General features: G+C 67.8%; 24 protein-coding genes. 9 read left to right on the top strand and 15 right to left on the bottom strand.

Annotated elements, in window-relative coordinates:
• Positions 1 to 37 precede the first annotated feature (37 nt).
• Positions 38 to 631 (top strand): TetR/AcrR family transcriptional regulator, encoded by a 594-nt coding sequence (locus ACG97_RS14770; RefSeq protein ID WP_047968137.1) that lies wholly within the window; start codon positions 38 to 40, stop codon positions 629 to 631.
• A 3-nt stretch (positions 632 to 634) separates the two neighbouring features.
• On the opposite strand, the gene ACG97_RS14765 is transcribed toward ACG97_RS14770, so the two are convergent.
• A complete protein-coding gene (locus ACG97_RS14765; protein WP_047968136.1) occupies positions 635 to 1,186 on the bottom strand; it encodes a YaeQ family protein in 552 nt (183 codons plus the stop codon).
• Positions 1,187 to 1,342: 156 nt separating this feature from the next.
• Here ACG97_RS14765 and ACG97_RS14760 point away from each other — a divergent pair, with 156 nt between their 5' ends.
• Entirely contained in the window at positions 1,343 to 2,128 is a 786-nt protein-coding gene (locus ACG97_RS14760; RefSeq protein ID WP_047968135.1) for an ABC transporter substrate-binding protein, read from the top strand.
• A 116-nt stretch (positions 2,129 to 2,244) separates the two neighbouring features.
• Here ACG97_RS14760 and ACG97_RS14755 read toward each other — a convergent pair whose 3' ends face one another.
• Complete coding sequence (locus ACG97_RS14755) at positions 2,245 to 2,847, bottom strand: FMN-binding negative transcriptional regulator (protein ID WP_082133813.1); 603 nt, start codon at positions 2,845 to 2,847, stop codon at positions 2,245 to 2,247.
• A 265-nt stretch (positions 2,848 to 3,112) separates the two neighbouring features.
• A complete protein-coding gene (gene pobA / locus ACG97_RS14750) occupies positions 3,113 to 4,297 on the bottom strand; it encodes a 4-hydroxybenzoate 3-monooxygenase (RefSeq protein ID WP_047968133.1) in 1,185 nt (394 codons plus the stop codon).
• Between the two features lie 143 nt (positions 4,298 to 4,440).
• Here pobA and ACG97_RS14745 point away from each other — a divergent pair, with 143 nt between their 5' ends.
• Positions 4,441 to 5,382: a helix-turn-helix domain-containing protein gene (locus ACG97_RS14745; RefSeq protein WP_202902793.1), complete on the top strand. Its 942-nt coding sequence runs from the start codon at positions 4,441 to 4,443 to the stop codon at positions 5,380 to 5,382.
• Positions 5,379 to 6,701 carry a PLP-dependent aminotransferase family protein gene (locus ACG97_RS14740; protein ID WP_047968132.1) on the top strand — a complete coding sequence of 441 codons (1,323 nt, stop codon included), beginning with the start codon at positions 5,379 to 5,381 and terminating at the stop codon, positions 6,699 to 6,701. Before ACG97_RS14745 ends, ACG97_RS14740 begins: the two co-directional genes overlap by 4 nt.
• A gap of 165 nt (positions 6,702 to 6,866) precedes the next feature.
• On the opposite strand, the gene ccoG is transcribed toward ACG97_RS14740, so the two are convergent.
• Both ccoG and ACG97_RS14730 read right to left on the bottom strand, forming a co-directional pair.
• Positions 6,867 to 8,255, bottom strand: coding sequence for a cytochrome c oxidase accessory protein CcoG (gene ccoG / locus ACG97_RS14735; protein WP_047968131.1), 1,389 nt, complete (start codon positions 8,253 to 8,255; stop codon positions 6,867 to 6,869).
• Between the two features lie 312 nt (positions 8,256 to 8,567).
• A complete protein-coding gene (locus ACG97_RS14730; protein WP_047968130.1) occupies positions 8,568 to 10,406 on the bottom strand; it encodes a diguanylate cyclase in 1,839 nt (612 codons plus the stop codon).
• A gap of 123 nt (positions 10,407 to 10,529) precedes the next feature.
• On the opposite strand from ACG97_RS14730, the gene ACG97_RS14725 reads away from it, so the two are divergent.
• Complete coding sequence (locus ACG97_RS14725; protein WP_047968129.1) at positions 10,530 to 10,967, top strand: hypothetical protein; 438 nt, start codon at positions 10,530 to 10,532, stop codon at positions 10,965 to 10,967.
• Between the two features lie 197 nt (positions 10,968 to 11,164).
• Here ACG97_RS14725 and ACG97_RS14720 read toward each other — a convergent pair whose 3' ends face one another.
• The 3 genes from ACG97_RS14720 to ACG97_RS17015 all read right to left on the bottom strand — a co-directional run bounded on the left by ACG97_RS14720 (position 11,165) and on the right by ACG97_RS17015 (position 14,451).
• Entirely contained in the window at positions 11,165 to 11,791 is a 627-nt protein-coding gene (locus tag ACG97_RS14720) for a LysE family translocator (protein WP_047968128.1), read from the bottom strand.
• Positions 11,792 to 12,005: 214 nt separating this feature from the next.
• Positions 12,006 to 12,506, bottom strand: coding sequence for a GNAT family N-acetyltransferase (locus tag ACG97_RS14715; protein WP_047968127.1), 501 nt, complete (start codon positions 12,504 to 12,506; stop codon positions 12,006 to 12,008).
• Between the two features lie 775 nt (positions 12,507 to 13,281).
• Positions 13,282 to 14,451 carry a diguanylate cyclase gene (locus ACG97_RS17015; RefSeq protein WP_053068199.1) on the bottom strand — a complete coding sequence of 390 codons (1,170 nt, stop codon included), beginning with the start codon at positions 14,449 to 14,451 and terminating at the stop codon, positions 13,282 to 13,284.
• A 206-nt stretch (positions 14,452 to 14,657) separates the two neighbouring features.
• Between ACG97_RS17015 and ACG97_RS14705 the strand changes: the two genes are divergently transcribed.
• Positions 14,658 to 15,374, top strand: a complete 717-nt coding sequence (locus ACG97_RS14705; protein ID WP_047968126.1) for a pseudouridine synthase — start codon at positions 14,658 to 14,660, stop codon at positions 15,372 to 15,374.
• Positions 15,375 to 15,500: 126 nt separating this feature from the next.
• Here the strand turns inward: ACG97_RS14705 and ACG97_RS14700 are convergent, their stop codons facing one another.
• From ACG97_RS14700 to ACG97_RS14675, 6 genes are all read right to left on the bottom strand, one after another.
• Entirely contained in the window at positions 15,501 to 15,833 is a 333-nt protein-coding gene (locus ACG97_RS14700) for a rhodanese-like domain-containing protein (protein ID WP_053068197.1), read from the bottom strand.
• Positions 15,833 to 17,041, bottom strand: coding sequence for a heme biosynthesis HemY N-terminal domain-containing protein (locus ACG97_RS14695; RefSeq protein WP_047968125.1), 1,209 nt, complete (start codon positions 17,039 to 17,041; stop codon positions 15,833 to 15,835). The genes ACG97_RS14700 and ACG97_RS14695 overlap by 1 nt, the downstream gene beginning before the upstream one ends.
• 3 nt (positions 17,042 to 17,044) lie before the next feature.
• On the bottom strand, positions 17,045 to 18,073 hold the full coding sequence (locus ACG97_RS14690) for a uroporphyrinogen-III C-methyltransferase (RefSeq protein WP_047968124.1): 1,029 nt from the start codon (positions 18,071 to 18,073) through the stop codon (positions 17,045 to 17,047).
• Between the two features lie 192 nt (positions 18,074 to 18,265).
• A complete protein-coding gene (locus ACG97_RS14685; RefSeq protein WP_047968123.1) occupies positions 18,266 to 19,018 on the bottom strand; it encodes a uroporphyrinogen-III synthase in 753 nt (250 codons plus the stop codon).
• Position 19,019: 1 nt separating this feature from the next.
• Positions 19,020 to 19,955 carry a hydroxymethylbilane synthase gene (gene hemC, locus ACG97_RS14680; RefSeq protein ID WP_047968122.1) on the bottom strand — a complete coding sequence of 312 codons (936 nt, stop codon included), beginning with the start codon at positions 19,953 to 19,955 and terminating at the stop codon, positions 19,020 to 19,022.
• A 146-nt stretch (positions 19,956 to 20,101) separates the two neighbouring features.
• Positions 20,102 to 20,995 carry an AEC family transporter gene (locus tag ACG97_RS14675; RefSeq protein ID WP_047968121.1) on the bottom strand — a complete coding sequence of 298 codons (894 nt, stop codon included), beginning with the start codon at positions 20,993 to 20,995 and terminating at the stop codon, positions 20,102 to 20,104.
• 52 nt (positions 20,996 to 21,047) lie between these two features.
• Here ACG97_RS14675 and ppc point away from each other — a divergent pair, with 52 nt between their 5' ends.
• Positions 21,048 to 23,756, top strand: coding sequence for a phosphoenolpyruvate carboxylase (gene ppc, locus ACG97_RS14670; RefSeq protein WP_047968120.1), 2,709 nt, complete (start codon positions 21,048 to 21,050; stop codon positions 23,754 to 23,756).
• Between the two features lie 70 nt (positions 23,757 to 23,826).
• Here ppc and ACG97_RS17715 read toward each other — a convergent pair whose 3' ends face one another.
• Positions 23,827 to 23,967 carry a hypothetical protein gene (locus ACG97_RS17715; RefSeq protein WP_156168057.1) on the bottom strand — a complete coding sequence of 47 codons (141 nt, stop codon included), beginning with the start codon at positions 23,965 to 23,967 and terminating at the stop codon, positions 23,827 to 23,829.
• A gap of 103 nt (positions 23,968 to 24,070) precedes the next feature.
• Here ACG97_RS17715 and ACG97_RS14665 point away from each other — a divergent pair, with 103 nt between their 5' ends.
• Together ACG97_RS14665 and rarD are read left to right on the top strand one after the other, a co-directional pair.
• Positions 24,071 to 24,979: a LysR family transcriptional regulator gene (locus ACG97_RS14665; RefSeq protein ID WP_238377355.1), complete on the top strand. Its 909-nt coding sequence runs from the start codon at positions 24,071 to 24,073 to the stop codon at positions 24,977 to 24,979.
• A gap of 155 nt (positions 24,980 to 25,134) precedes the next feature.
• Positions 25,135 to 26,049, top strand: coding sequence for an EamA family transporter RarD (gene rarD, locus ACG97_RS14660; RefSeq protein WP_047968118.1), 915 nt, complete (start codon positions 25,135 to 25,137; stop codon positions 26,047 to 26,049).
• Positions 26,050 to 26,412: the final 363 nt, after the last annotated feature.

The raw sequence follows: 26,412 nt of genomic DNA, 5'->3' as shown, positions 1-26,412 counted from the left end.
GCTATTTTGCACGAAGACAGCGGCAAGGCAAGCAGCGATGACGAAAAAGGCGGCAACAAGAGAGGCAATTCTGCAACAGGCACTGGCGCTGGCCAGCCAGGTCGGTGTCAGCGGGCTGACCATCGGCAGCCTGGCGGCGGCCAGCGGCCTGTCGAAAAGCGGGCTGTTCGCCCACTTCGGCAGCAAGGAGGCGTTGCAGCTGGCGGTGGTGCAGGCGGCGCAGGCGCAGTTCGTCGCCGAGACGGTGCAGCCGGCGCTGGCGCTGCCACGCGGCATGGCGCGGCTGACGGCGCTGTTCGACGGCTGGCTGGGACGCATGGAACAGGGCCGCTATCCCGGCGGCTGTCCGCTGCTGGCGGCGGCCTATGAATTCGACGATCAGCCCGGCGCGGTGCGCGAGGCGCTGGTCGCCGGCCAGCGCTGGCAGCGCGAGACGCTGCAGCGCCTGCTGCAACAGGCCTGCGACGCCGGCGAGCTGGCGGAAGATTGCGATGTGGCGCTACTGGCCTTCATGCTGTTCGGGCTGGTGCAGAGCGCGCACCACGACCAGCAGTTGCTGGACAGCGCCGACGGGGTGGCGCTGGCGCGGCGCGGTTTTGCGCGGCTGATGACGACGCACAAAGCCGGCTGAGGATCAGCGTTCGCTGCTGCCGTACAGCCGCTGCGGCGTCACCGCGACGCTGCCTTTTTCCGACGACAGCCACAGCGTGCCGTCCTGCACCGTGGCATTCAGCTGCATGCTGCGTTCGCACAGCGCGGCCAGCTCGGCCAGCGTTTCCGGCGCGATGCTGAAGATGTTGAGGTGGTCGAAGCGGCCAACCTTGCCTTCCATGCCCTGCCACCAGATGTCGGCGGCGCGGCCGCCGTAGTTGTACAGCCACACCTTGGCGGCGCGGCCGCAGGCCTTGCGCAGCCGCTTCTCGTCCGGCTCGCCCAGCTCGATCCACTGTTCGATCTCGTCGCTGAAATTCTTGTGCCACAGGTCCGGCTCGTCGTCGTCGCTGATGCCGCGGGTGAAGGCCATGTATTCGCCGGCGTGCAGCGCGAACACCGCGATGCGCAGCATCATGCGTTCGATGGTTTCCGACGGGTGCTGCGCGATGGTCAGGCTATGGCTGTCGTAATAGCCGCGATCCATGTCGGAAATGGTGAGATCGGCTTTGTAGATGGTGGCTTTCAGTGCCATGGCGGGCTTTCGCTGGGGAAGGTTTCGGTCAAGGCCGGCAGTGTACCGCTTTTGCCCCGCCAGCGCCCGTGGCGGCGGGTATTATTGCCGCTTGGCGACAGCATCTGCTTACGATAGGCTGCTATGCAACGCAAAATGGCGCCGCCAGGGGTGAATATGACGTTGTTCCGCAATTTCATGCTCTTGCTGCTGTTGGCATGGTCGCTGCCGGCGTTGGCCGGCGACGCGCCACTGCGGGTGCGCTTTTCCAACCAGGCCTACCCGCCGTTCATGGGCGAGCAGCTGCCGCGCGGCGGCATCCTGTCGGCGGTGGTGAGCGAGGTGTTCCGCCGCGGCAATGTCAGCGTCCGCTACGACTGGTATCCCAACCATCGTGCCATCCAGCTGGCGCGCAACGGCGATGTCGACGGCAGCCTCGGCTGGACGCCGAACGAGGAGCGGCTGCGCGACCTGCTGTTTTCCGAGCCGGTGATGCCGTTCCGCATGGTGCTGTTCCAGCGCGCCGGCGAAAGCTATCCGTGGCAGACGCTGGCCGATCTCGCGCCCTACCGTTTCGGCATCACCGCCGGCAATTTCTATTCCGATGCCTTCAGCAGCCTGCAGCAGCAGGGCGTGCTCAAGGTCGACATCGCCAGCGACGACGGCAGCAACCTGCGCAAGCTGCTGGCCGGCCGCATCGACCTGTTCCCGATGGAGTGGGAGGCCGGGCAGCTGCTGGCACGCAGCACGCTGCGGCAGTCGCAGGCGCGGCAGCTGGTGCCGCAGGCACGCGAGTACTGGACCACGCCGCTGTGCGTGGTGGTGTCGCGCAAGCATCCGCAGGCGGCGGAGCTGATCGCCCGCTTCAACCGCGAGCTGCGCAAGATGCGCGACAGCGGCGAGCTGGCGCGGCTGGTTGCGCAGACGCGGCAGCAGGTGTACGCCCGCCTCGGCGTCGGCTGACTTGGCGCCGCTAGCCAAACCCCTGATCCTGCGTTGCGCCTCCTTGCCGTACGACGGGTACTGCCAGCGTCGGCGCGCCCTGGCTAGGGTGCGCTGCGAGGTCTTGTTGGCGGCGCTTATTGCCGCTGCGCCATGCGCGCCGCCAGCTGCCGCTGCTCGCCGTCGCCGGCCTGCAGCGCGGCGATCACCGCGGCCACGTCATCCGGCTTGCGGTTCTGGCTCAGTTTTTCCTTCACCTCCCAGCGCGTGACCCGCAGCCGGAAGCCGACGATGGCGCGCTGCATTGCCGCCAGCGCCGCGGCCGGTATCGCCGCCGGCGTCCAGCCGTCGGCGCCTTCGAAACGGGCGGTCAGTTGCGTGAGCAGCGCGGCCAGCTCGTCGCCGCTGACCGCCTCGGCCTGGCCGTGGGCGTGCGCCACGCGGTAGTTCCAGGTCGGCACCATGCCGGGGGTGACGTACCAGCGCGGCGACACGTAGCCATGCTCGCCGTGGAAGATGGCGACGCTGGGTGCGCTCAGCAGCGCGGCGCTGTGGCCGTTGGCGGCGGCGAGGTGGCCGAGCAGGCAGTCGGGGTGGTGCGGATCGGGCAGCAACACCAGGTGGCTGAGCCACGGCGTGTCCTGTTGCTGGGTCAGCAGCGTGGCAAACGGGAACTCGGCGGCGAGATGGCGGCCAACGTTGGCCGCGGCGGCAAAGGACGGGGGCTGGTACAAGGGCATGGCTGGCTCCAGGCTTGGGATCGGCCCTGATGTTGCCGCCCGGCTGGCCCCTTGCCCAGTGCCACTTTCTGCCACTGTCACGGAGCCAGTCCAGTGCGGCGGACAAGGCCTCGCCGTGTATCTGCACCAAGGCGCGTCGCCGCAGACGGGACAACAGGCCCGCCAGGGCGGCGCCACGCCGGATCAGGGAACGCGGCGTAAAAAAAAGCCAGCACCGGCAGGACCGGGGCTGGCAATCATCATCAGAGGGGATGTAAGCGGCGGCTCAGTCCACTTCGTCGAACGGCAGGCCGACGTAGTTCTCGGCAATGGTCTTCAGCCCGGCCGGCGAGCTGGTGTAGTAGTCGTAATCGGTACGCTGCATGCGCCTGTCGAAGGCGTCGGCGTCCGGGAAGTCGTGCAGCAGCGTGGTCATGAACCAGGAGAAGCGCTCGGCCTTCCAGATGCGGCGCAGGGCCAGCTCGGAGTATTTCTCCAGCAGGTCGGTACGGCCTTCCTGGTACACCTTCACCAGGATGCGGTACAGGTAGCACACGTCGGAGGCGGCCAGGTTCAGGCCCTTGGCACCGGTCGGCGGCACGATGTGGGCGGCGTCGCCGACCAGGAACAGCTTGCCGTACTGCATCGGCTCCACCACGTAGCTGCGCAGCGGGGCGATGCTTTTCTCCAGCGACGGGCCGGTCACCAGCTTGTCGGCCACGTCCTGCGGCAGGCGGGTTTTCAGTTCGTCCCAGAAGCGTTCATCGGACCAGTCTTCCACCTTGTCGGTCAGCGGCACCTGCAGGTAGTAGCGGCTGCGGGTTGCCGAGCGCTGGCTGCACAGCACGAAACCGCGCTCGTGCTGCGCGTAGATCAGCTCGTCGTTCACCGGCGGAGTGTCGGACAGCAGGCCCAGCCAGCCGAACGGGTACACGCGTTCGTAGTGGCTGAGCACCTCGGCCGGAATGCTCTTGCGCGACACGCCGTGGAAGCCGTCGCAGCCGGCGATGTAGTCGCAGTCCAGGCGCACGGTTTCGCCGTTTTTCTCGAAGGTGATGTAGGGTTTTTCGCCCTTGAGCTCGTGCGGCTGCACGTTGGCCGCTTCGTAGATGGTCATCGCGCCGCTGGCGGCGCGCGCTTCCATCAGGTCGCGGGTGACTTCGGTCTGGCCGTACACCACCACGGTGTCGCCGCCGGTCAGTGCCTTCAGGTTGATGCGGTCGCGGCGGCCGTTGTAGACCAGCTCGATGCCTTCGTGCACCAGGCCCTCGCGGTCCATGCGCTCGGCCACGCCGGCCTCGCGCATCATGTTGACCATGCCCTGTTCCAGCACGCCGGCGCGGATGCGGCCCAGCACGTAATCCGGGGTCTGGCGTTCCAGAATGATGTTGTCGATGCCGGCCTTGTGCAGCAATTGGCCCAGCAGCAGGCCGGACGGGCCGGCACCGATGATGGCGACTTGTGTTTTCATGATCGCGTTCCTCTTGTGTTGCTTTTTGCTGTGTATAGCCCAGCGCTCTGGCTGGTGTGACGGTATTTTTGGTCAGCAGTGGGGGACATAACAGGCAATTTCAGGTAAAAAAACAGGACTTTTCGCAGAAACGGATGGGGAATATGATGTTGCAGCCCAGCAGGGACATTCCGGTATTCAAGCTGTATGGCGAGGGCGCGGCGTGGCCGACGCCGGACCTGCTGCACTGTGAAAGCATCTCCAGCCGCAGCCAGCGCCACGGCTGGGAGATCGACCAGCACCGCCACGCCGACCTGTACCAGCTGCTGTACGTGCGCCGCGGCCCGGCGACGCTGTTCATCGAGGAGCACTGCACGCCGGTGGCGGTGCCGGTGATCCAGGTGGTGCCGGCGATGTGCGTGCACGGCTTCCAGTTTCACGACAGCATCGACGGCTACATCATCACCCTGGCGGCGCCGCTGGTGGCGTGGCTGCAGGAGTGCCTGGCCAACTGCCCGCCGCTGCTGCAGCAGCCGGGCTGCTACGCCGCCGATGCCGAGCTGGACGCGCTGTTCCTCGCCATCGCCCGCGAATACGCGACCCCCGCCGCCGGCCGCGACGTGCTGCTGCGCTCGCTGATGTGCGCGCTGGTGGTGCTGCTCAGCCGGCAGCTGCCGCAGGTGGCCGCCAGCGAAGACCGCCCCGACCGCGGCCAGCCGCAGCTGGTGAAATTCTCGGCGCTGGTGGAACAGCACTACGCCGCGCACTGGCCGGTCAGCCGCTACGCGCGGCAGCTGGGCGTCACCAGCGCCTATCTCAACAGCGTCTGCCGCCGCCTGACCGGGCACAGCGCGCTGCAGATCGTGCACCAGCGCCAGCTGCTGGAGGCGAAGCGCAACCTGATCTACACCGTGCTGACGGTGAGCCAGATCGCCGATGTGCTCGGTTTTGCCGAGCCGGCCTACTTCATCCGCTTCTTCCGCCGCCTCACCGGCGTCACCCCGCGCGTGTTCCGCCAGCGCGGCGGCGTGGTGCCGGCGCTGCCCGCGACGGCGGCAAAGCGTCATAATGGCGGCTCTGCCCCGGCAAGCGAGCACACCTCTTGAGCAAATACGGCACCATCGTCCAGCAGGTCATCGACAGTATCGAACACGGCAGCTATCAGGCCGGCGATGCGCTGCCCTCGCTGCGCCAGCTGGTGGCGCAGCACGCGGTCAGCCTCAATACCGCGCGCCGCGCCTACTACGAGCTGGAACGGCTGGGCTATGTCGAGGCGCACGCCCGCAGCGGCTACGTGGTCGCCGCCGGCGCGCTGCACGGCGCCGACCGCTTGGCCGCGCCGCTGGGCGCGCCCTTCATCGACACCGCGCTGTACGACACGCGGCCGCTGACGCACGCCTTCATCGGCGCCATGCGCCGCTACGACCAGGCGCTGGCCGAGCCGGCGCTGGCCGGGCTGCCGGCGCTGCGGCGCCAGATCGCGCAGCAGGCGCACGCCGAGGGCTGGCGGCTGCAGGCCGACGACGTGCTGGTGACCTGCGGCGGCATGGAGGCGCTGTCGCTGGCGATCGCCGCGGTCACCCACGGCATCGCCGACCCCTGCGTCGCGGTGCTGCTGCCGGCGTTTCCCGGCCTGCTCGGCTGGCTGGGCGAGCACGGCGTGCGCGTGCTGCCGCTGGTGGCGGACGCCGACGACCGCCTGCCGCTGGCGATGCTGGCGCAGGCGCTGGCCGCCGGCGAGGTACACGCCATCGCGCTGATGAGCGCGTTCTGCCACCCGCACGGCCGCTCGTTGCCGGCGGCCAGCCAGCAGGCGCTGCTGGCGCTGGCGCAGCAGTACGACGTGCCGCTGATCGAGGACGACGCCTATCGCCATCTCGGTTTTGCCGACACGGTGCCGCAGCCGCTGAAGGCGCTCGACCACGACGGCCGCGTGCTGTTGTGCAGCACCTTTTCCAAGTCACTGGCGCCGGGCTACCGCGTCGGCTGGCTGGCGCCGGGGCGCTACGCCGACATCGTGCGCCGGCTGAAACTGGCGCACACGCTGGCGTCGCCGCTGCCCAACCAGCTGGCGCTGGCGGAGCTGCTGGCCGGCGGCCGCCACCTGCCGCTGCTGGCGCGCCTGCGCGGCCAGCTGGCGCAAAAGGTGCGCGCACTGGAGGCGGCATTGCAGCCGCGGCTGCCGGACGGCGTGGTGCTGCGCGCGGCGGAGGGCGGCTATTTCGTGTGGCTGGAACAGCTGCCGTGCGACAGCGTGCAGCTGGCGGCCGAGGCCGAGCGTGAGGGTATCGTGCTGGCGCCCGGCACCCTGTGCCTGCCGGGCGAGGCCGGCCGCCGCGCGCTGCGGCTGAACGCCAGCTATTTCGATCCGCTGCGGCAGCAGGCGGCGCTGGACTGGCTGGCGCGCGCGCTGCGCCAGGGCTGAGCCGGCCTGCGGCCAACCTTTAGAACCTGTATACGATCTGCTGCGCTTCGTGACACGTTACACGGTGAGTACGGCTTCGGCGTGCGGGTTTATATCCAGCTAAACGCCGCTTCCTCAGCCGTTTTTGCCTTGTCTCGCGTGAGCGCGCGAGATCGTGAACACGTTCTATGGCATCAGCAGGCGCGCTTCCTCGTGCAGCACCTGGCTCGGGTCGTCGAGGTTGACGATGCGCACGCTGACGGTGTGGCTGCCGCTGGGCAGCAGCGCCGGATCGGCGACCAGCGCGACGTTGAAGCTGGTGACGCTGTCGCCGGCCACCTGCAGCGGCGGTGCCTCCACCCGCACCAGCCCGGCGCTTTCCACCTGCAGCTGGTAGCGGCGGCTGTCGCGCTCGGTGTTCATGATGCGCACGTTGTAGACGTTCTCGATGTAGCCGTCGTTGCTCTCGCGCTGCATCACCGCGCGGTCGCGCAGGATATCGACCTTGAACGGCACCCGCAGCGCGAGGCCGGTGGCCGACAGCGCGACGATGGCCAGCAGCAGGCCGCTGTAGACCAGCGCGCGCGGCCGTTGCCGCAGCGACGGCAGCGGCTGCTGCTGTTCCATCGCGTGCTGGGTGCTGAAGCGGATCAGGCCGCGCGCCTGGCCGGTCTTGTCCATCACCTCGTCGCAGACGTCGATGCAGGCGGCACAGCCGATGCACTCGTACTGCAAGCCTTCGCGGATGTCGATGCCGGTCGGGCACACCTGCACGCACAGCCCGCAATCGACGCAGGCGCCCTGCGGCTTGTCATCGCGGCCAACGTTGGCCGCAATCGGGATTATGGCGTGCTGCTTGCGCCGCGCGCCGCGCGGTTCGCCGCGCTTGTCGTCGTAGGCCACCAGCAGCGTGTCGCGGTCGAACATCGCACCCTGGAAGCGGGCGTACGGGCACATGTGCTTGCAGACCTGCTCGCGCAGCACGCCGGCCAGCAGCCAGGTGAAGCCGCCGTAGCTCAGCGCGAACAGCGCCTCCCACACGCCGATGTGGCCGGCGCCCAGGTTGGCCGCCAGCTCGCGCATCGGCGTGAAATAGCCGACCAGGGTCAGACCGGTCCACAGCGAGAACGCGGCCATCAGCAGCTGCGTGCTGCCCTTGCGCAGCACTTTTTCCGCGCCCCACGGTGCGGCATCGCGCTTGCGGCGCTGGTTGGGCGGGCCTTCCACCCAGCGCTCGATCCAGATCATGATCTCGGTGTACACCGTCTGCGGACAGGAAAAGCCGCACCACAGCCGCCCGGCCAGCATCGTCCACAGGAACAGCCCCAGCGCCGCGACGATCAGCGCCGCCGCCAGGTAGATGAAGTCCTGCGGCAGCAGGGTGAGGCCGAACAGGTACAGCCGCATGCTGTCGAAATCGAAGCGCGTCGCCTGCTGTCCGTCCCAGTTCAGCCACGGCAGGCCGAAGTAGAGCAGCTGGGTGATGACGACGAAGGCGACGCGCAGGCTGTTGAAACGGCCGCCGGTGAGGCGCGGGTAGACTTTGCTGGAGACGAAGTGCAGAGGCGTTGCCATGATGCGGACCCAAAGAGAAACGATGCCCGAGCTTAGGCGGCGTTCCTCGGTGGCAACAGGCACAGAGCGGCGCGATCGGCAGGACACAGCCGCGCCGGCGGCAACGGGGTTCGACGTGGATCAGACGGAACGCTGCGGCCAGGGTTGGCCGCAGGTCCCGGAACGGGTTCACGATCTCGCGAGCCAGGGCGGGACAAGGCGAAAACGGCTGAGGAAGCGGCGTTGATCCGGAGATGAGCAAGCATGCCGAAGCCGTTTCTAACGCAGTATTGCCCTCGGTGATATCGGTCGCAGCAGATCGCGAACCGGTGCTCAGCCGGTGCGCACGCAGTTGCGGCCTTCCTGCTTGGCGAGGTACAGCGCGGCGTCGGCGCGCGCGATCAGCGGCGTCGGCGTTTCCTCGCCGGGGTACAGTTCGCTGATGCCGATGCTGACGGTGAAGCGCACCGCCTCGCCACCCAGCGGGTTGTCGAGGCTGATCTGCTCCACCGCCTCGCGTACCCGCTGCATGATCAGGCTGGCGTTGTAGCGGTCGGTATCCGGCAGCAGGATGGCGAACTCCTCGCCGCCCAGGCGGCCGCAGACATCCTCCAGCCGCACGTTGAACTGGATGCAGGAGGCGAAGCGGCGCAGCACCTCGTCGCCGAAGCCGTGGCCGAAGCGGTCGTTGAGACGCTTGAAGAAGTCGAGGTCCAGCATCGCCAGCGACAGCGGCCGTTGCCAGCGCTGGCCGCGCGCGATTTCCTCCTGCGCCCGTTGCAGGAACTGGCGGCGGTTGTACAGCCCGGTCAGCTCGTCGGTGTTGGCGAGGCGTTCCAGGTCGGCCTGCAGCTTCTTGGCGGCGCTGATGTCGTACTTGATGGCGACGATGTGGATCAGCTCGTTGTACTGGTCGCGCACCGGCGCCACCGACACCGTCTCGACATAGGTGTGGCCGTCGCGGTGGGTGCTGGTCAGCTCGCCGCGCCAGTGCTTGCCGTCGTGGATCGCCTGCGCCAGCTGCTCGTGCAGCTCCGGTTGCTGTTCCAGCAGCAACTGCGCCAGCTGGCGCTGGCCGCGTACCTCGTCGAGGCGGTAGCCGGTCAGGCTGCTGAACGCCGGGTTGATGTACTGCACCACGCCGTTGCCGTCGGCGATGGCGATGGCCTCGGCGGCGTAGTCGATCGCCGCGCTGCGGATCGACAGCGCCTCGCTCAGCGCCACGTTGTGCAGGTAGCGGCGGGTGGCGTACACGATCAGCAGCACCATCACCAGCCAGCTGCTAAGGAACAGCACCAGCTTGCTCCACCACGGCTCGAGCAGGGTTTCCTTGTCGATGCCGACCGACACGATCACCGGCAGGTGTTCGATCTGGCGCGTGGCGTGCAGGCGGCGGCGGCCGTCGAAGGGCGAGGTCGCCTCGTACTGCGCCTCGCTCAGCTGATTGCGGATCATCGCCTCGGCTTCCGGGTCCGGCACCGGCTGCGTCGGCAGTTTCGGCAGCATCGGCTGGCGCGCCAGCAGCTGGCGCCGCTTGTCGGCAAAGACCAGCACGTCGTAGCGGTTGCCGATCATGGCGCGGTTGATCTGGGTCTGGAAGTGCTCGACGCGCACCGCGCTGCCGATCAGGCCGATCACCTTGCCGTCGTCGCCGCGCACCCGCTGCGTGGCCAGCACCACGTCGTCGCCGGCGATGGTGTGGAAGCGTTCGCTGACGAAGCGGTCGTCGCGGTTGTTGGCCAGCATCGCCTTGCAGTAGCTGCGCTCGCTGGCGTCAAAGCCGGGCGATACCTTGAACGACAGCACCAGCTTGCAGTCGCGGTCGACCAGGATCAGGTCGTAGGCTTGCGGCATGCCGTGCATGGCGCGCACCAGCCGCGTCTCCAGCGCGCTGCGCGCCGGGCTGTCGCTGGTGGCGGCAAAGTCGGCGGCGCCGAGCTGCTTGGCCAGCGCGCTCTGGATCAGGTCGATTTCGCGGAATTCGCGCTGGATCCATTCCGCCAGCAGCAGGTTGGTGACGCGGGCCTGGTTGAAGCCCTGCTTCAGCGCGCTGCGGTAGGAAGAGGCCAGCTCCAGCGCGCCGAGGCCGAGCAGCAGCAGGCACAGCGCGGCACTGAGCAGTAGCGTCTTGGCGGTGAGGCTGGACAGGGAAAAGCGCGGGACGGTGGGCATACGCTCGGTGACGAAGTCGCGATAAGGGATTCTCGCATGAAGTTTTGCGCCGCCGCATGACGATTTGCAGCGGCGGGCGCAACGCGTTGTAATGCGCGCTTCGGGTTTGAGTGAGTCTATGTCATGGAATACCGGTTCGGGTTTGCCGAAATATCGCTGCGTTTGCGCCGCAGCGCGCAGTTATTGTGGCTGTCGCTGCTGCTGGGCGCGGTGACGCAGCTGGGCGAGCGGCTGTGGCTGGGTAGTGCCTTGCCGCTGGTGGAGCTGGCGCGGCTGCTGGCCTTCGTGGTGCTGGCCTACGGTCTGTCGGCGTGGGTGGTGTGGGAGCTGGCGCGCGGCCGGCCGTGGGCGCGGCTGGCACTCAGCGGCTGGCTGCTGCTGTCGCTGTTCGCGTGGCTGAGCCAGCTGGCGACGGCGCTGCCGTGGTGGCAGCACGGCGCCGACGCGCTGGTGCTGCTGCTGGACGCGCTGGCGCTGTACCTGGCGTGGACGGGCAGCGCCGCGCAGTGGTTCCGTAGCCAGCGCCACGCCGTCGACGCGGCGCCTTCCGATCACGACTAGCCGGCGCGGCCTGCCGCGTTGCGACGCGTCGGCGTGGAAGATGTCGTCAACAGGCGTCTTTTTGCGCCAACACCGGCTTGTGTTGGTGTTTTTTCTTGATTTTCGCGGACGGTGAGTGGCCGTCGTGGCGCACGTGACGGCACGCCAAAAGCAATGCGGCCAACCTTGTTGCAAGGTTGGCCGCATTGCTTTTGCGCTCAGCGGCTGAAGATCAGGCGCAGGCCGAGGGCGACAAACACGGTGCCGGCGATGCGGTCCAGCCACATACCGCGCCGCGGCGTGGTCATCAGCCATTGCCCGGCGTAGCCGGAAAAATAGCCGAGCAGGCCGAACAGCAGCGCCGCCTGCAGCGTGAACAGCACCCCCAGCTGCAGCGTCTGCCAGGCGATGTCACCGCCGTCGGCGACGATGAACTGCGGCAGGAAGGCGAGGAAGAACAGCACCACCTTGGGGTTGATGGCATTGGCCAGCAGCCCCTTGCCGAACAGCGCCGCCAGCCCGTCCTGCTGCCCCTGCTCGCCGCCCTGCCCCTGGGCGCCGCGGCTGCGCAGCGCCTGCACCCCCAGCCATACCAGATACAGCCCGCCGGCGAGCTTCAGCGCCAGGAAAGCGGTGGCCGACGCCGCCAGCAGCGCGCTGATGCCGGCCGCGGCCAGCAGGGTGTGGCTGAGGCAGCCCAGCGCGCAGCCCAGCCCGAACACCATGCCGTGACGCCGCCCGCGCGCGATGCCGAGGCTCAGCACCATCAGGTTGTCCGGCCCCGGTGACAGCGTGATCAGCATGGCGGCGGCGAGAAAGGCAAGGATCTGGTCGGGACTCAGCATGGTGGACTCCTGCTATAAATACTGCATTATCAGAGACTTGCGGGCACGGCGTGAGTGGCTCGGCACCGGTTCACGATCTGCTGCGGCTTGATCTCAAACGGGGCGATACGGCGTTGAAAACAGCGTCGGCTGCTGGTTTATCTCCGGATAAACGCCGCCTCCTCAGCCGTTTTCGCCTGGTCGCGCGTGAGCGTGCGAGATCGTGAACACGTTCTCAGGCCAGTGCCTTGCCGAAGATGATCAGGTCGCGGTGCACGCCGTCCAGCACCGCCACGCGCGGGAAGTGCGCCCACTGCGCAAAGCCGTGGCGCTGGAACAGCGCGAGGCTGGGCAGGTTATGACCGAACACGAAGCCGAGCAGGTTTTCCACGCCGTACTGCGGCGCGATGTCCAGTACCTGCTGCAGCAGGCGGCTGCCCATGCCGCGCCCGCGACAGCTTTCCGCCAGATAGATGCTGACCTCGGCGGTGCCGTTGTAGGCGGGGCGGCCGTAGAAATCGGACAAGCTGATCCAGGCGATGACGGCACCCTGTTCGCGCACCACCCACAGCGGGCGGCGTTCGGCGTTGTGGGCATGAAACCACGGCAGGCGGCTGTCGACGCTGACCGGTTCCAGATCGGCGGTCACCATGCGCCCGGCGATGGTGCTGTTGTAGATGGCGACGATCTGCGGCAAGTCGTCGAGGGTGGCAATGTCCAGCTGCACGTGACTCATGGTGTCTCCTTGTTCCGATCGAAACATTGTGCTGGATGGCGACAGCTTTGTGAATGTGCAATCCGGCTGCAGAACAGACTGTTTTGCGATGCCATTTCCGGATGGCTTCTGTCGGGTGGTAAACGCTGTCGGTCCAATTTTGTAACAAATATAATGAAATACATGATTTATATACGTTATAAGTGACATTTGCGCGGTGATGGGCGGTGGTGTTGCCGTATGGGCTTGGCCGAGGTGCGGGGCCGGTTGTCGCCGCGTCGCGTCACCGCAGTACATGGGGCTGTGGCGAGGCAGGGGGCGGTCAGGCAGTGAGGTGCCGAGGTGGCAAGGTGGCGAGCTGCGCCGCAAGGCTAGGCTTGCGGCCGTCGGCGGGATGTTGGCCGGGAGGTGCGACGACGCGGCTGCCAACTAACGGGAGTCGGTGGCGCACGGCACGCTTGGCTGGCGCTGCGCGAATGCACGCTGACGACTAAGCCGTGGCAAAGGTTGGCCGCAGCGGGCTACGACATCTTGTGTATCGCGTTGGTGGGGAGGCAACTGCCGGTGTGGCGTGAGCGCAGTTGGGTGCCTCGGCGGTAACGGGTGGTGCTGCCGCGCAGGGTGAGCGCTGTTACCGGTTCCGTCGTCGCTGGTGGCAGTCGCTGCTCTTTGATAGTGGGGTGATGCACGGGGTGCTGATGCCGTCAACCGGGCCGTGCTGAACACAGCCTGCTGTCATTGCCAGCACCAGCGGCGTCCGGGGCAGGGCAGGCCGAATGGGGTGTGTTGCCAGTCTTTAGCCAGGGATAGGGCTGTCGCTGTCGACCACGCGGTTGCGGCCGCCGGACTTGGCCAGGTACAGGCGGCGATCGGCGCTGTCGAACAGCTGGTTCCAGCTGGCGCCGGGGTGCGGCGTGCTGCTGGCGACGCCGATGCTGGCGGTCAGTTGCGTCGCCGGGTCGGCGGGGTTGAGCAGGATGTCGTTCAGTGCGCGGCACAGCTTGTCGGCAACCTGGCGCGCACCGGCGGCATCGGTGTCCGGCAACAGCAGGCAGAATTCCTCGCCGCCGATGCGGGCGAAGATGTCACCCTGGCGCACCTCGTCGGCGATGTGGTCGGCCACCGCGCGCAGCGCCTGGTCGCCCTTGCGATGGCCGTAGGTGTCGTTGATGTTCTTGAAGTGGTCGAGGTCTATCATCAGCAGTGCCAGCGAGCGTTGCTGGCGGCCGTGCAGTGCGTACTGGCGCAGCGCCAGATCGAAGAAGGTGCGGCGGTTGAAGATGCCGGTCAGCGGGTCGAGCGCGGCCAGCTTGCTCAGCTGGCGGTATTGCAGCTCGCGCTGCACCTGGATGAAGCCGAGCTGCAGCATCACCGCGCTGAGCAGGGTCAGCAACAGCAGTGCCGGGCGGTTGAACAGCGGCAGTGCGTCCGGCTGGCCGGCGCTGGCGGCATAGGCAAGCAGGTAGAGGCAGAACAGCGCGCTGGCGCTGCCCAGTACCAGCGCCGCCGGGCCGCGCTTGCGGCGCTTGTGCAGCAGCTGGTGGGCGATACCGGCGAAGAACCAGCTGCTGACCAGCAGGAACAGTGTCTGGCACGGCGTGGCTTGCGGCAGCAGGAAAAAGCCGCCGAGCAGCAGCCCGGTCTGGGTCGCCGAGGCCGCGGCGCCGTGCCACCACGGGCGGCGGCTCTCGGTCAGCCGCGCCACCGCCTGGCTCAGCAGCTCGTTTTTCAGGCCGGTGAGCAGCGCGCTGGGCAGCAGCCAGGCGCTGATGCCGCCGGCCGGCAGCAGCGTGGGCGGAAAGGCGAAGTACAGCATCAGCGCCGCCATCAGCAGCGAGCCGCCGAGCCAGAACGCCTCGATGCCGCGGCCGGTCAGCCGGTCACGCCCCGCATACACCATCACCCCGCCAATGCCGTAGACCAGGGCAATGGCGGTGAGGAGGGTCGGGGTGTCCAGCGGTGCCATGCGGCCAATATCCTGATCGGTTATTTTTTAAAAAAGCAATCGGTAATTGTACCACGGTTTTAATCAGTATCTGTAAGCTGCCGCGTTGATTTTAAAGAATTATCCGTTCAGAAAGATGGACTTATCCGTCATGACGGCGCCGCAGGCGGGCGCGCCGGGAGGGCGGCTGGCAGGCCGTCACGGGGCGACATGCTAGAATGCGCGCTATGGAACTGTATCGATTCTTGCAACAACAGGGCTTCGGCGGGCGCAAGGCCTGCCGCGAGCTGGTGGACTACGGCCTGGTCGAGCTGGACGGTGTGCCCGCGTCCGACTGGCGCATGGCGGTGGTGCCGGCAACGATCCGCACGCTGCGTGTCGATGGCGAGATGTGGCCGGTACTGGCGCTGCCGTGCTACCTGATGCTGCACAAGCCGGCTGGCTACGAGACCTCGCACCAGCCGCAGCACCACCTCAGCGTCTATAGGTTGCTGCCGTGGCAGTTCGCCAATCTCGGCATCTCCGCCGTCGGCCGGCTGGATGTCGACACCACCGGCCTGCTGCTGTTTTCCACCGACGGCCAGTTTGTCCACAGCCTGAGCTCGCCGCGCAAGGTTATCCCCAAGTGCTACCAGGTCACCACCCGCCACGCCATCACGCCGCAACTGTTGCAGCAGCTGCGCGACGGCGTGCTGCTGCACGACGAGAGCGCGCCGCTGGCCGCCACGCAGGTCGAACAGCTGGACGAGCACCGTTTCAACATGAGCATCACCCAGGGCAAGTACCATCAGGTGAAGCGCATGGTCGCCGCCGCCGGCAACCGTGTCGAGCAGCTGCACCGTATCGCGATGGGGGCGCTGTCACTCGGCGAGCTGGCGGAAGGGCAGTGGCGGCTGCTGGATGCGGCGGACCTGGCGCTGCTCGGCTATCCGGCACCGGCTTAGCGCCGCCTGGCCCGGCTCCGCTCCGTGGCCAAATAGGCACGACCCACAAAGCACTGCGGCCAACCTTGAGCAAGGTTGGCCGCAGTGTTGATTGCCGTCCGGAACCGATCACTCGGGATCCGGGCTTCAGGGCTGGGGCGTCAGCTGCAGGGTGGCGGCAGCGGCGTCAATGCCGCCCAGGTTGCGCACCTGGCGGTAGCCGAGCTGTTGCAGCTGCTGCAGCGCCATCGCGGAGCGATTGCCAGTGCGGCAGTACAACTGGATCGGGGTGTTCTTGTCCGGCGCCAGCTGCTGGATCTCGCTGCCGATGCGGTCGAGCGGCAGCAGCGTGGCACCTGGCAGGTGACGCTGCGCGTATTCTTCCGGGCTGCGCACATCGATCAGCAGGGCGTCAGCCAGCGCGCTGCCCAGCCACAGACTGCAGGCGAGGGCAAGCACGCTACGGACCAGGAGTTTCATCAGCAGCCGTTCTCCAGCGCGATTTTCAGTGCGTCCTGATAGTGGCGTTCGGCCTTTTCCGGCTTGTCGATCGCCAGCAGCAGCTTGGCCAGTTCGGCGTGCGCACACAGGGTAGGCTGAATAGACAGGCTGGCTTCCAGATAGTTCTGCGCCTTGCCCCACAGCTGTTCGGCGTGTGCGAGGCGACCCAGCGACAGCAGCAGCAGGTGGTCGCGCGGCCGTGATTTCAGCCAGTTTTCCGCGTCGCGCAGCAGCGTCAGCCGGCGCGGGCTGTCGATGTGCTCGGCCAGCAGACCCAGTTCACGCGCCAGCTCTGGTGTTGCCTGTTCGTCGTCGGACAGCGCGCCGGCGATCAGCTCCGCCGCCATGTCGTAGGCATCGAGCTTGATCAGCTGGTTAGCGATGTCGGCGACCAGCGCCGGGTTCTGCCGCTCGACTCCGGGAATGCGTTTCAGCCAGTCGCGGATCTCGCGCTCGCTGCTGAAGCTGGCCAGCTGCTGGCGATAGGCGGCCAGGCGGTAGCGGCGCGCCTGCTCCGCTTCCAGCGCGTCGGCCTTCAGCAGTTTCTCGGTCAGCGTCAGCACGTGTTCCGGCTGCTTCAGCATCAGGCGGATCTTCAGCTCCAGCCGCAGCGCCGAGGTCAGGTTGCTGGAGATGGCGCGCGCGCGCTCGACGGCGGCCAGCGCCTCCAGCGGCTGCTTGCCGTCGAGGCGGATCTGCGCCTCCAGCATGTGGCGCGCCAGCTGGATGCGTTCCGGCATGTCTTCCAGCCGGGCCAGATAGCCGTCGCGGCGTTCCAGATCCTGTACGCTGGCGGCGCTGCGCGCGGCGATCATCAGCGCCAGGCCACGGTTCTCATCGGAATACTCGTCGTCGATCGACTTCAGCGCCTCGCGTTCGGCGCGCTGGAAGCGGCCTTCAAACATCGCGATCGCCGCCTCGCGCAGCGCATGGCGCGACGCCTTCAGCTTGCGCTGGCGCTGGTAGGTACGCACCTCGTGCGGCAGGTTGGCCGCAATGCCGAGCAGACGCAGCACGCCGTAGGCAACCAGGATCAGCAGCACGATGGCGAGGATCAGGAAGTTGAACGACACCTCCATGCGGTACGGCGGCACGAACAGGATGGCGTAGCCGGTGTTGATGGTGGAGGCAAGGCCAATCAGCACCGCGAGGGCAAACAGCCCGACGACCCAGAATACGAATCTCACGCTTTATTCCTCTTTGTTGCCCTGCGCTTCGCGCACGGCTTTCAGGCTGGCAGACAGGTCCGGCAGCGTCACGCTCAGGCGTACCGCGGCCAGCTCGGACAGCACCGCCTGCCACTGGCGGGTGGTCGGCGCGTCGCGGTCGAAGTAGCGCGCAGCGTACTGGCCGGCGGCGGCGAGATCGGCCTGATAGGTGGCGCCGTCGCGCTGGATCAGCGCCAGACGCGCGTCCAGCAGGCGCATTTTCAGGTTTTCACGCAGGAAGAACGCCTGCTCCGGCGACAGCAGCAGCGCCTCCGGCTTGTCCATGCGGCGGATGCGCACCAGGTCGCCCAGGCTCTGCGTCAGTTCGCCGGCCAGGCGCGACCACCACGGCGCATCGGCGGCCACGTTGAGCTGCGCCACCGGCTTGCCGCCGAGGCGGTGATGATCGATCACCAGCGGCAGCGTCTCGGCGCCCAGCATCAGGGTGTCCAGCTTGACGGTCAGGCCGACGGTATCGAGGTAGGGCAGCGCCTTCAGCGTTTCCAGATCCTTGGCCACCGCGCGCTTGACGCCGATCAGGCCGGGATTGTCGAAGTGCGACAGCCGGGTCTGCACCACTTCCAGTGCCGACACCGCGCCGCTGATATTGCCGGCCAGCTGCAGCTGCTGGCTGGCGACGCCGAGGGTGTGTTCCACTTCGGACAGCAGCCAGTCGCTGCGGTCCTTGGTCAGCTCCTGGTACATGCCGCTGAGGGTGGCGTACTGGCCGGCGGACTCGTTGACGCGGGCCTCGACCAGCGCCAGCTTGGCCTGCAGCTCGCGGGTGCTGGCCTGGGTCAGTTCGGCCTGGTTCTGCAGCGCCTTGGTGCTGCCTCCGGCGTCGGCCAGCCGTTCGGCCAGCGCCTGCTGCGCCTTGTTCAATTGCTGGCGGGTATCCAGATACTGCCAGCCGGTGAGGCCCAGCGCGACGACAGCAACGATCAGCGCAAGGTTGACGGGTGGTTTGTTCGGCTTGCTGCTGCCGTTTTCAACTGGAGTGGCTTCGCTCATGGATGACGGAGAACCGGAGTGTGGCCCAGCCAAAAGGCGTGGCCGTGTTTGCTCGAATATGGCGGCATCTGCGCCGGAATTATTGCGCCCTGCCGTGCTGTCTCGCGGCGCGGCGGCGGCGAAACAAATCTTAACAGAACCGTGGCATTGTAACCGCGCCGTCCCGGAGCTGCCAGCGGCGCGGCCTGACGGCTAGTAGCGGGGGGAGAACAGCGCGCACAGCGCCTGCTCGTCGGCAGCCAGCAGCGGCCGGGCCACGCCCAGCTGCTGCAGGGTGGCGGCAATGCGCGGGTGCAGCGCGATGAAACGGCAGGCCAGCAGCGCGCGCTGGCGCGTGGCGCCGGCCTGCCGGAACAGCAGCTCTGCGCTGTGGCTGGAGGTGATCAGCAGCGCCGGTGACGGGCCGGCGGCAACGAGGCGGTCGAACAGCGCCCAGTCGGCCGCTACCGGCACGCGGCGATACACCGCCGCGTAGCGCACCCGTGCGCCGCGGCGGGCGAGGGTTTCCCCAAGTTGTGGCCGGCCGCCGTCGCCGCGCACAATCAGTACCGTCTGTCCGGAGAGCTGTTGCAGCGGCGGCAGCGCCAGCAGGGCGTCGCTGTCGTTGCCGTGTGGCGGATGCAGTACCGCGCGGCCGCTGAGCGCGGCCAGCTTGTCGGCACTGGCGCGGCCGACGCAGGCAAGCTTGGCCGCAAGCGGCAGGCCGGCAAGCTGCGGCCACGCCAGTTCGATGCAGGACGGGCTGACGAAGACCAGCCAGTCGGCACTGGCGGCCTGCTGCGGCAGGGCCGAGAGCGCGCGCTCGTCGGCGACGGTGTCCTCGACACAGAACGGCAGCGCCGCGATGCCGGCGGCCGCCAGCCGCTGCGCCTGCTGTGTCGCCTGCGCCTGTGGCCGCACCAGCAGCAGCGTGGGCAGCAAGGTTGGCCGCGGCGTGACCGGCATCTTACTTGGCGGCCTGTTCGGCGATGACGGCGGCGATCAGCGGGCCGGCGTCCTGCTCCAGCAGCTTCTTGGCCACCGCGCGGCCGAGCGCGTCGGCGTAGTCGCGCGGCGCGCTGGCGCTGGCGGTGAGCATCACCGAGCCGTCCGGGTGGGCGACGAAGCCGCCGAGGGTGATCACGTCGTCGGTGATGGTGGCGAAGCCGCCGATCGGGATCTGGCAGCTGCCGCCCAGCACCCGCGACAGCGACCGTTCGGCACTGACGCAGGCGTGGGTGTCGGCGTGGTTCAGCGGCGCCAGCAGTTCGATCAGGTCGGCGCGGTCGGCGCGGATCTCGATGCCCAGCGCGCCCTGGCCGACGGCCGGCAGGCTTTCCGACGGCGCCAGCTCGGCGCGGATGCGTTCGCTCAGTTCCAGGCGCTTGAGGCCGGCGGCGGCGAGGATGATGGCGTCGAATTCGCCGTCGTCCAGCTTGCGCAGCCGGGTCTGCACGTTGCCGCGCAGCGGCTTGATGACCAGATGCGGGAAGCGGGCGCGGATCTGCGATTCGCGGCGCAGGCTGGAGGTGCCGACCACGGCACCGGCCGGCAGCTCGTGCAGGCTGCTGTAGCGGTTGGACACGAAGGCGTCGCGCGGGTCTTCGCGCTCGCAGATCGCGGCCAGCGCGAAGCCTTCCGGCAGGTTCATCGGTACATCCTTGATGGAGTGCACGGCGATGTCGGCGCGGCCTTCCTGCAGCGCCAGCTCCAGTTCCTTCACGAACAGGCCCTTGCCGCCGATCTTGGACAGGGTCTTGTCGAGGATCTGGTCGCCCTGGGTGGTCATGCCGAGGATCTCCACCGTCAGCGCCGGGTACAGCGCCTCGAGGCGGGCTTTGATGTGTTCGGCCTGCCACATGGCAAGTTTGCTTTCGCGGCTGGCGATGACGAGTTTGTTCATGGACGGCGATCCTGCACGGGCAAATGGGAAGATGGCGCGCATTTTAGCACGAGCGTTGCGGCCAACCTTGATGCAAGGCAGTGTGTGTAGCTGCAACAGTACTTGTAGTTTAACTACACGGCGGCGGCGTTTTGCGGCAGGATTGACTAGCGCAGCAGGCTCAGCATCAGCGGCAGGCTCAGCATCGCCGCCAGCGTCGAGGTGGTCACCACCGCGGCGGCCAGTTCGCCGTCGCCCTTCATGCGCACCGCGAGGATGTAGGCAGAGGTGGCGGTTGGCAGCATGCTCATCACCAGCGTCGCCTGGCGGTAGACGCCGGTCAGCCCGAACAGTTGCACCGTGGCGACGGCGATCAGCGGCAGCAGCAACAGCTTGATGCCGTTCCAGTACAGCAACGGCGCGTAGTGGCTGGCCAGCGCGGTAAAGCGCAGCCCGGCGCCGACGGTGATCAGCCCCAGCGGCAGCGCGGCGGCGGCGAGGTGGTCGATGGCGGCGAACAGCGGCTGCGGCACGACCAGCCCGGACACGTTGGCCGCAAGGCCGCTGCTGATGCCCCAGATGATGGGGTTGCGCGCCAGCTCGTAGAGCATGCCCTGCTGGCTGGTCTGCGACAGCTGCCACACCGCCATCAGGTTGACCACCGGCACCATCGCGCCGCACAGCAGCGCGATCACCGCGATGCCGGGCGTGCCGGCGAGGCTGCCCATCACCGCGAAGGCGACGTAGGTGTTGAAACGGTAGGCGCCCTGGTTGCCGGCGGCGAACGAGGCTTGCGGCAGGCGGAACAGCGGCTTGGCGGCATTGCCGAGCAGGAAGCCGGCGCCGGTGAACAGCAGGCCGCTGGCCAGCATCGGCAGGCTGGCGGCAAAGTCCAGCTCGGCCCGCGCCAGCGCGCGGAACAGCAGCGCCGGGAACAGGATGAAGTAGACGAATTTTTCCGCCTCGGCCCAGAATGCCGGCGACAGCATGCCGCTGCGGCGCAGCGCAAAGCCGGACAGGATGAGCAGGAAATCGGGTAACAGGATCAGCGCCGGGTTCATCGCGCTATCTTCGCAGCATTCGCATCACCATAACAATTAGGGAAAGCAGAGTATGACGGAACTGGACAAGGACTTACCGCTGCGCGAAGACCTGGCGCGGCTCGATCGTTTGCTGGAAAGCCTGCTGCGCGAGCAGGCCGGCGAGGAGGTGGTGACGGAAATCCGCGCCATCCCCAGCGGCGCGCAACAGCACGACCGCAGCGCCGACGCGCTGGTCGGCCGGCTGAGCCCGGCGGCGACCACCGCGCTGGTGCGTGCCTGCGGCCTGTACTCGCAGCTGTTCAATATCGCGGAAGACCTGCACCACGCCCGCCGCCGCCGCGCGCACCAGCGTGCCGGCAGTGCGCCGCAGCAGGGCAGTCTGGCGCGGGCGCTGAGCCACATCCATGACGCTGGCGTCGATTTCGGCAAGCTCAACCGCGCGCTGCAGGAAGCCAGCGTCAGCGCGGTGCTGACTGCGCACCCGACCGAGGTACAGCGCCAGAGCGTGCTTGACGGCCACCGCGCGGTACGCAAGTTCCTGGCGCAGCTGTCGTCGCCGGAGATCACCCCGGAAGAAGAGCAGGAGCTGGAAGCCAAGCTGCAGCGCGTGATCCACTCGCTGTGGCAGACCACCGAGATCCGCTCCTTCAAGATGACCGTCGCCGACGAGATCGAGAACGGCGTCGCCTACCATCCGCTGTCGTTCTTCCAGGCCATTCCGGCGCTGTACGAGCGCCTCGGCAAGCAGGTGCGCGAGCTGTGGGGCGAGGACGCCAAGATGCCGTCCTTCCTGCGCGTCGGCAGCTGGATCGGCGGCGATCGCGACGGCAACCCCAACGTCGACGCCGCGGTGCTGCGCCACGCGGTGACGCGGCAGGCGGAGGTGGCGTTCAAGCACTACTTCTACGAGCTGGCGGGGCTGTATCGCGAGCTGTCGCTGTCGTCGCGCCACGTGCAGGTGTCGGCCGCGGTACACGCCTTGGCCGCGGTGTCGCCGGATACCGCCATCAGCCGTCGCGAAGAACCGTACCGGCTGGCGCTGGCCACCATCGAGGGCCGGCTGTCGGCACTGGCGGCCAGGCTTGGCCTGCCGCTGCGCGGCCGCTGGACCGCCGGCGAGCCGTATGCCGACACCGCCGGGCTGCTGGCCGACCTGCAGACGCTCAGCGATTCGCTGGTCGCCCACGGCAGCGCGCTGCTGCTCGACGGGCGGCTGGGCAAGCTGAAGCGCGCGGTGGACGTGTTCGGCTTCTTCCTGATGCCGCTGGACCTGCGCCAGCACGCCGAGAAGCACGCCGCCGTGGTCAGCGAGCTGTTCGCCCACGCCAACCTGGAACACTACGAGGCGCTGGACGAGGCGGCGCGCGTGCGCGTGCTGCTGCGCGAACTGGCCACGCCGCGTCTGTTGTACTCGCCCTTCCTCAGCTACAGCGCCGACAGCGAGAAGGAGCTGGCCATCTTCCGCGAAGCGGCCAAGGTGCAGGCCGAGTTCGGCGTCGATGCCATCAGCCAGTGCATCATCTCCAACTGCGCCACGGTGTCCGACATCCTGGCGCTGGCGCTGCTGTGCAAGGAAAGCGGCCTGCTGCGCCTGCACGGCGGCGCGCCGAGCAGCAGCCTCAACCTGGTGCCGCTGTTCGAAACCATCGCCGATCTGGACGCGGCGGCCGGCATCATGCAGCAACTGTTCGCGCTGCCGTGGTACCAGCAGCTCTTGAAGAGCCGCGGCGGGGTGCAGGAAGTGATGCTCGGCTACTCCGACAGCAACAAGGACGGCGGCTACGTCACCAGCCAGTGGGAGCTGTACCAGGCCGAGCAGCGCCTGGTGCGCGTGTTCGACGCCGCCGGCATCAAGATGCGCCTGTTCCACGGCCGCGGCGGCTCGGTCGGTCGAGGCGGCGGCCCGTCCTACGAGGCGATCATGGCGCAGCCGGCCGGCACCGTGGTTGGCCGCATCCGCATCACCGAGCAGGGCGAGATCATCACCTCCAAGTTCGCCGATCCCGACAACGCCACCCGCAACCTGGAGGCACTGGTGGCGGCGGCGCTGGAATCGACACTGGCGCACAGCGATAGCGGCGCCACCGACGAGAGCGTGCTGGCGGAATTGTCCGGCCACGCGTTCAAGACCTACCGCGCGCTGGTGGAGTCCGACGGCTTCATGCAGTACTTCATGGAGGCGACGCCGATCGGCGCCATCGCCAAGCTCAACATCGGCAGCCGCCCGGCGTCGCGCAAGAGCCTCACCAGCATCAAGGACCTGCGCGCCATCCCGTGGGTGTTCTCGTGGTCGCAGTCGCGGGTGATGCTGCCGGGCTGGTACGGCTTCGGCTCCGCGGTGCACGCCTTCCTCGACGCCCACGGCGAGGAAGGCGGCCTGGCCCAGCTGCGCGCGCTGCACCAGGCGTCGCCGTTCTTCCAGGTGATGCTGTCCAATATGGAACAGGTGCTGGCCAAGGCCGACCTGGAGATCGCGCGCCGTTACGCGGCGCTGGTCGGCGATGCCGCGCTGACCGACCGCCTGTTCGGCCGCCTGCAGGCGGAGCACGACAAGACGCTGGCGGCGTTCTTCGCCATCACCGGGCAGCAGAAACTGCTGGAAACCAACCCGACGCTGGCGCGCTCGCTGGCCACGCGGCTGCCGTACCTCGACGCACTCAACCTGCTGCAGGTCGAGCTGCTGCGCCGCCTGCGCGAGGCACCGGATGATGTCGAGGCGCTGTACGCGATCCACCTCACCATCAACGGCATCTCCGCCGGCCTGCGCAACAGCGGCTGAGTTCGCCGTAACCCACAAGGACAAAGCCTCCCGTCAGGGAGGCTTTTTTCGTGGCGGCCGCAGCCGCTTGTTACAACCAGCGGCCACGGCTATAGCGCTCGGCTTCGTGACGCAGGTCTTCCAGCTGGGTATGGTGGCAATTCAGGTTGCATTCCGGCATCAGTGACCAGTAGTTGCTCCAGTAGGCAAGTAGGCGACGCAGCGTGTTCATGGCATCCTCACTGTTGAGTGGTTGATCGTGTTTGCAGCATAGAAGACACCGGTCGCCAGAAAAATGGCCAATTACTTGATGGTTTGTCGAGAAAATGAAAACAATGCCACCGCCAGACGATGTGCTGGCCTTTGAAGCGGTTGCCCGTTGCGGCAGCCTGACCGCCGCCGCGACGGCGCTGGGCTGCACCAAGAGCATGGTCAGCCTGCGGCTGAAGGCGCTGGAGAAGCAGCTCGGCGCGGTGCTGGTGTTGCGCACCACGCGGCGGCTGGCGCTGACCGAGGCCGGCCAGCGGCTGCTGCCGCACGCGCAGGCGCTGCGCCACAGCCTGCTGCAGATGCAGCCGGCGGTGGACACGGCCAGCTGCGAGGTAGAGGGGCCGATCAGCATCAGCACCACCTCGTCGATGTCGACCTTGCTGGCGCCGCTGCTGGTGGCGCTGGCGCAGCAGCACCCCGGCCTGCAGCTGCGGCTGGAGGTCAACAACCGGGTGCAGGACCCGCTCGCCGACGTGCTGGATTTCTGCCTGCGTTCGCGCAAGGTGTATGACGAGTCGCTGGTGGCGCGCTCGGTGGGCTGGGTGGAGGAGGCGCTGTATGCGGCGCCGGCGTATCTGGCGGCACAAGGTTGGCCGCAACACCCGGACGAGCTGGCCGGCCACCGCCTGCTGGGCGACGAGCAGCAGGCACAGCAGCGGCTGTACCGCGGCAGCGAGATGGTGACGGTGGCGATGCCGCCGCCGTTGCTGTACAGCGAGACCTACCTCGTCAACCACCAGCTGGCGTGCGCGGGGCTGGGCATCACCGCGCTGCCGGACTTCCTAGTGGCCGAGGACGTCGCTGCCGGCCGCCTGCAGCGGGTGCTGCCGCAGTGGCACTGCGACCACTGGCCGGTGTTCCTGATCTTTCCCTACCGCCAGCCGCTGCCGCGCAAATACCAGGTATTCCTCGATTTCGTGCTGCCACGCTTGCGGGCGCTGCTGCAGCCGGCGGCACCGCTGGCGGCCGGCTGATTCCGTCGCGCCGACCGCGGCGGGCAGGGCGACGGCCAGCCGTATTCTGAGCGCATGAAGGCCGCGCTGGCGGTGCCGGGCGCAGCCGGCGCTTGCTGCTGCGCTGCGGCACGGGCAGGATAGCGGGCTACCCCCACCCCTCGAACGGTTTTGTCATGTCGCACCCTGTTGCCCCGTCCGGACGCGGAATCGCGTTCTCGCTCGCCGCCTCGCTGCTGTTCGCGGTGCTGTCCGGCTATACCACCCTGCTGCGGCCGCTGGACGGGCTGGCCATCTTCGCCTGGCGCATGATCTGGACGCTGCCCGGCGTGCTGCTGATCGTGCACCTGACCCGCAAGCGCCAGGCGCTGGCCGAGCTGCTGCGCCGCTTCGTGCGCGAGCCGGCGCTGTGGGCGCTGGTGCCGCTGATGGCGGCACTGAACGCGGTGCAGCTGTGGGTATTCCTGTGGGCGCCGCTGAACGGCCAGACGGTGGCGGTGTCGATGGGTTACTTCCTGACGCCGCTGGTGATGGTGCTGGTTGGCCGCGTGCTGTACGGCGAGCGCATGTACCGGCTGCAGTGCATCGCGGTGGCGCTGGCGCTGCTGGGCGTGCTGCACGAACTGTGGCTGACGCGCGCCATCGCCTGGCCGACGCTGCTGGTGGTGCTCGGCTACCCGCCGTATTTCGTGCTGCGCCGCATCAGCAAGATGGAGCCGGTGTCCGGCTTCGCGCTGGAGATGATGCTGATCTTCCCGGTGGCGCTGGGACTGCTCTACCTGCAGGGCGAGGCCGGCTGGGGCGTGCTGGCGCAGCCGCTGTTCTGGCCGCTGCTGGCCGGCCTCGGCCTGATCAGCTCGGTGGCGCTGCTGCTCAACATCACCGCCAGCCACCTGCTGCCGATGGGGCTGTGGGGGCTGCTGGGCTATGTCGAGCCGGCGCTGTTGTTCCTGCTGGCGATCACCTTCCTCGGCGAGCCGCTGTCCGCCGACCGGCTGCTGACCTACGGCCCGATCTGGCTGGCGGTGCTGCTCACCGGCGCACACACCCTGCGCCAGCAGCGCAAGCAGTCGCCCGGCCCGGCGCACTGAGCGCGTGTTCACGATCGCTCACGCGAGACCCGGCGACAAGAGCTGGGGACGCGGCGTTTAAGCCGGGATCAACCCGCCTGCCGAGGCCGTTTGCAACGCCGTCTCGCGTTGTTCCGATCTGCTGCGGCAAATCATGAGCAGGCGCTGAGCCGGCAGACGCGGCAGCGCTGCCGCAAGGTGTACAATTCTGCCCCTGCGCGCCGCCGGCGCGCCTAAACCAGTTACAGAAGCGGATCTCTCCATGTTGTGGTTGCTGACCTTACCCCTGTTGTTTGCGGTGCTGCTGCTGTGGGCGCTTGGCAGCGGCAAGCTGAAAAACACGCCGTTGCAGGCGCGCTGGGATGAACTGTTCGCCGACGCGGC

This window comes from Vogesella sp. EB (assembly GCF_001037925.1).
In the GTDB taxonomy this organism is placed as follows: domain Bacteria; phylum Pseudomonadota; class Gammaproteobacteria; order Burkholderiales; family Chromobacteriaceae; genus Vogesella; species Vogesella indigofera.
Note: the sequence above shows the minus strand (reverse complement) of the source record. Positions and strands in the feature narration are given on the sequence as shown.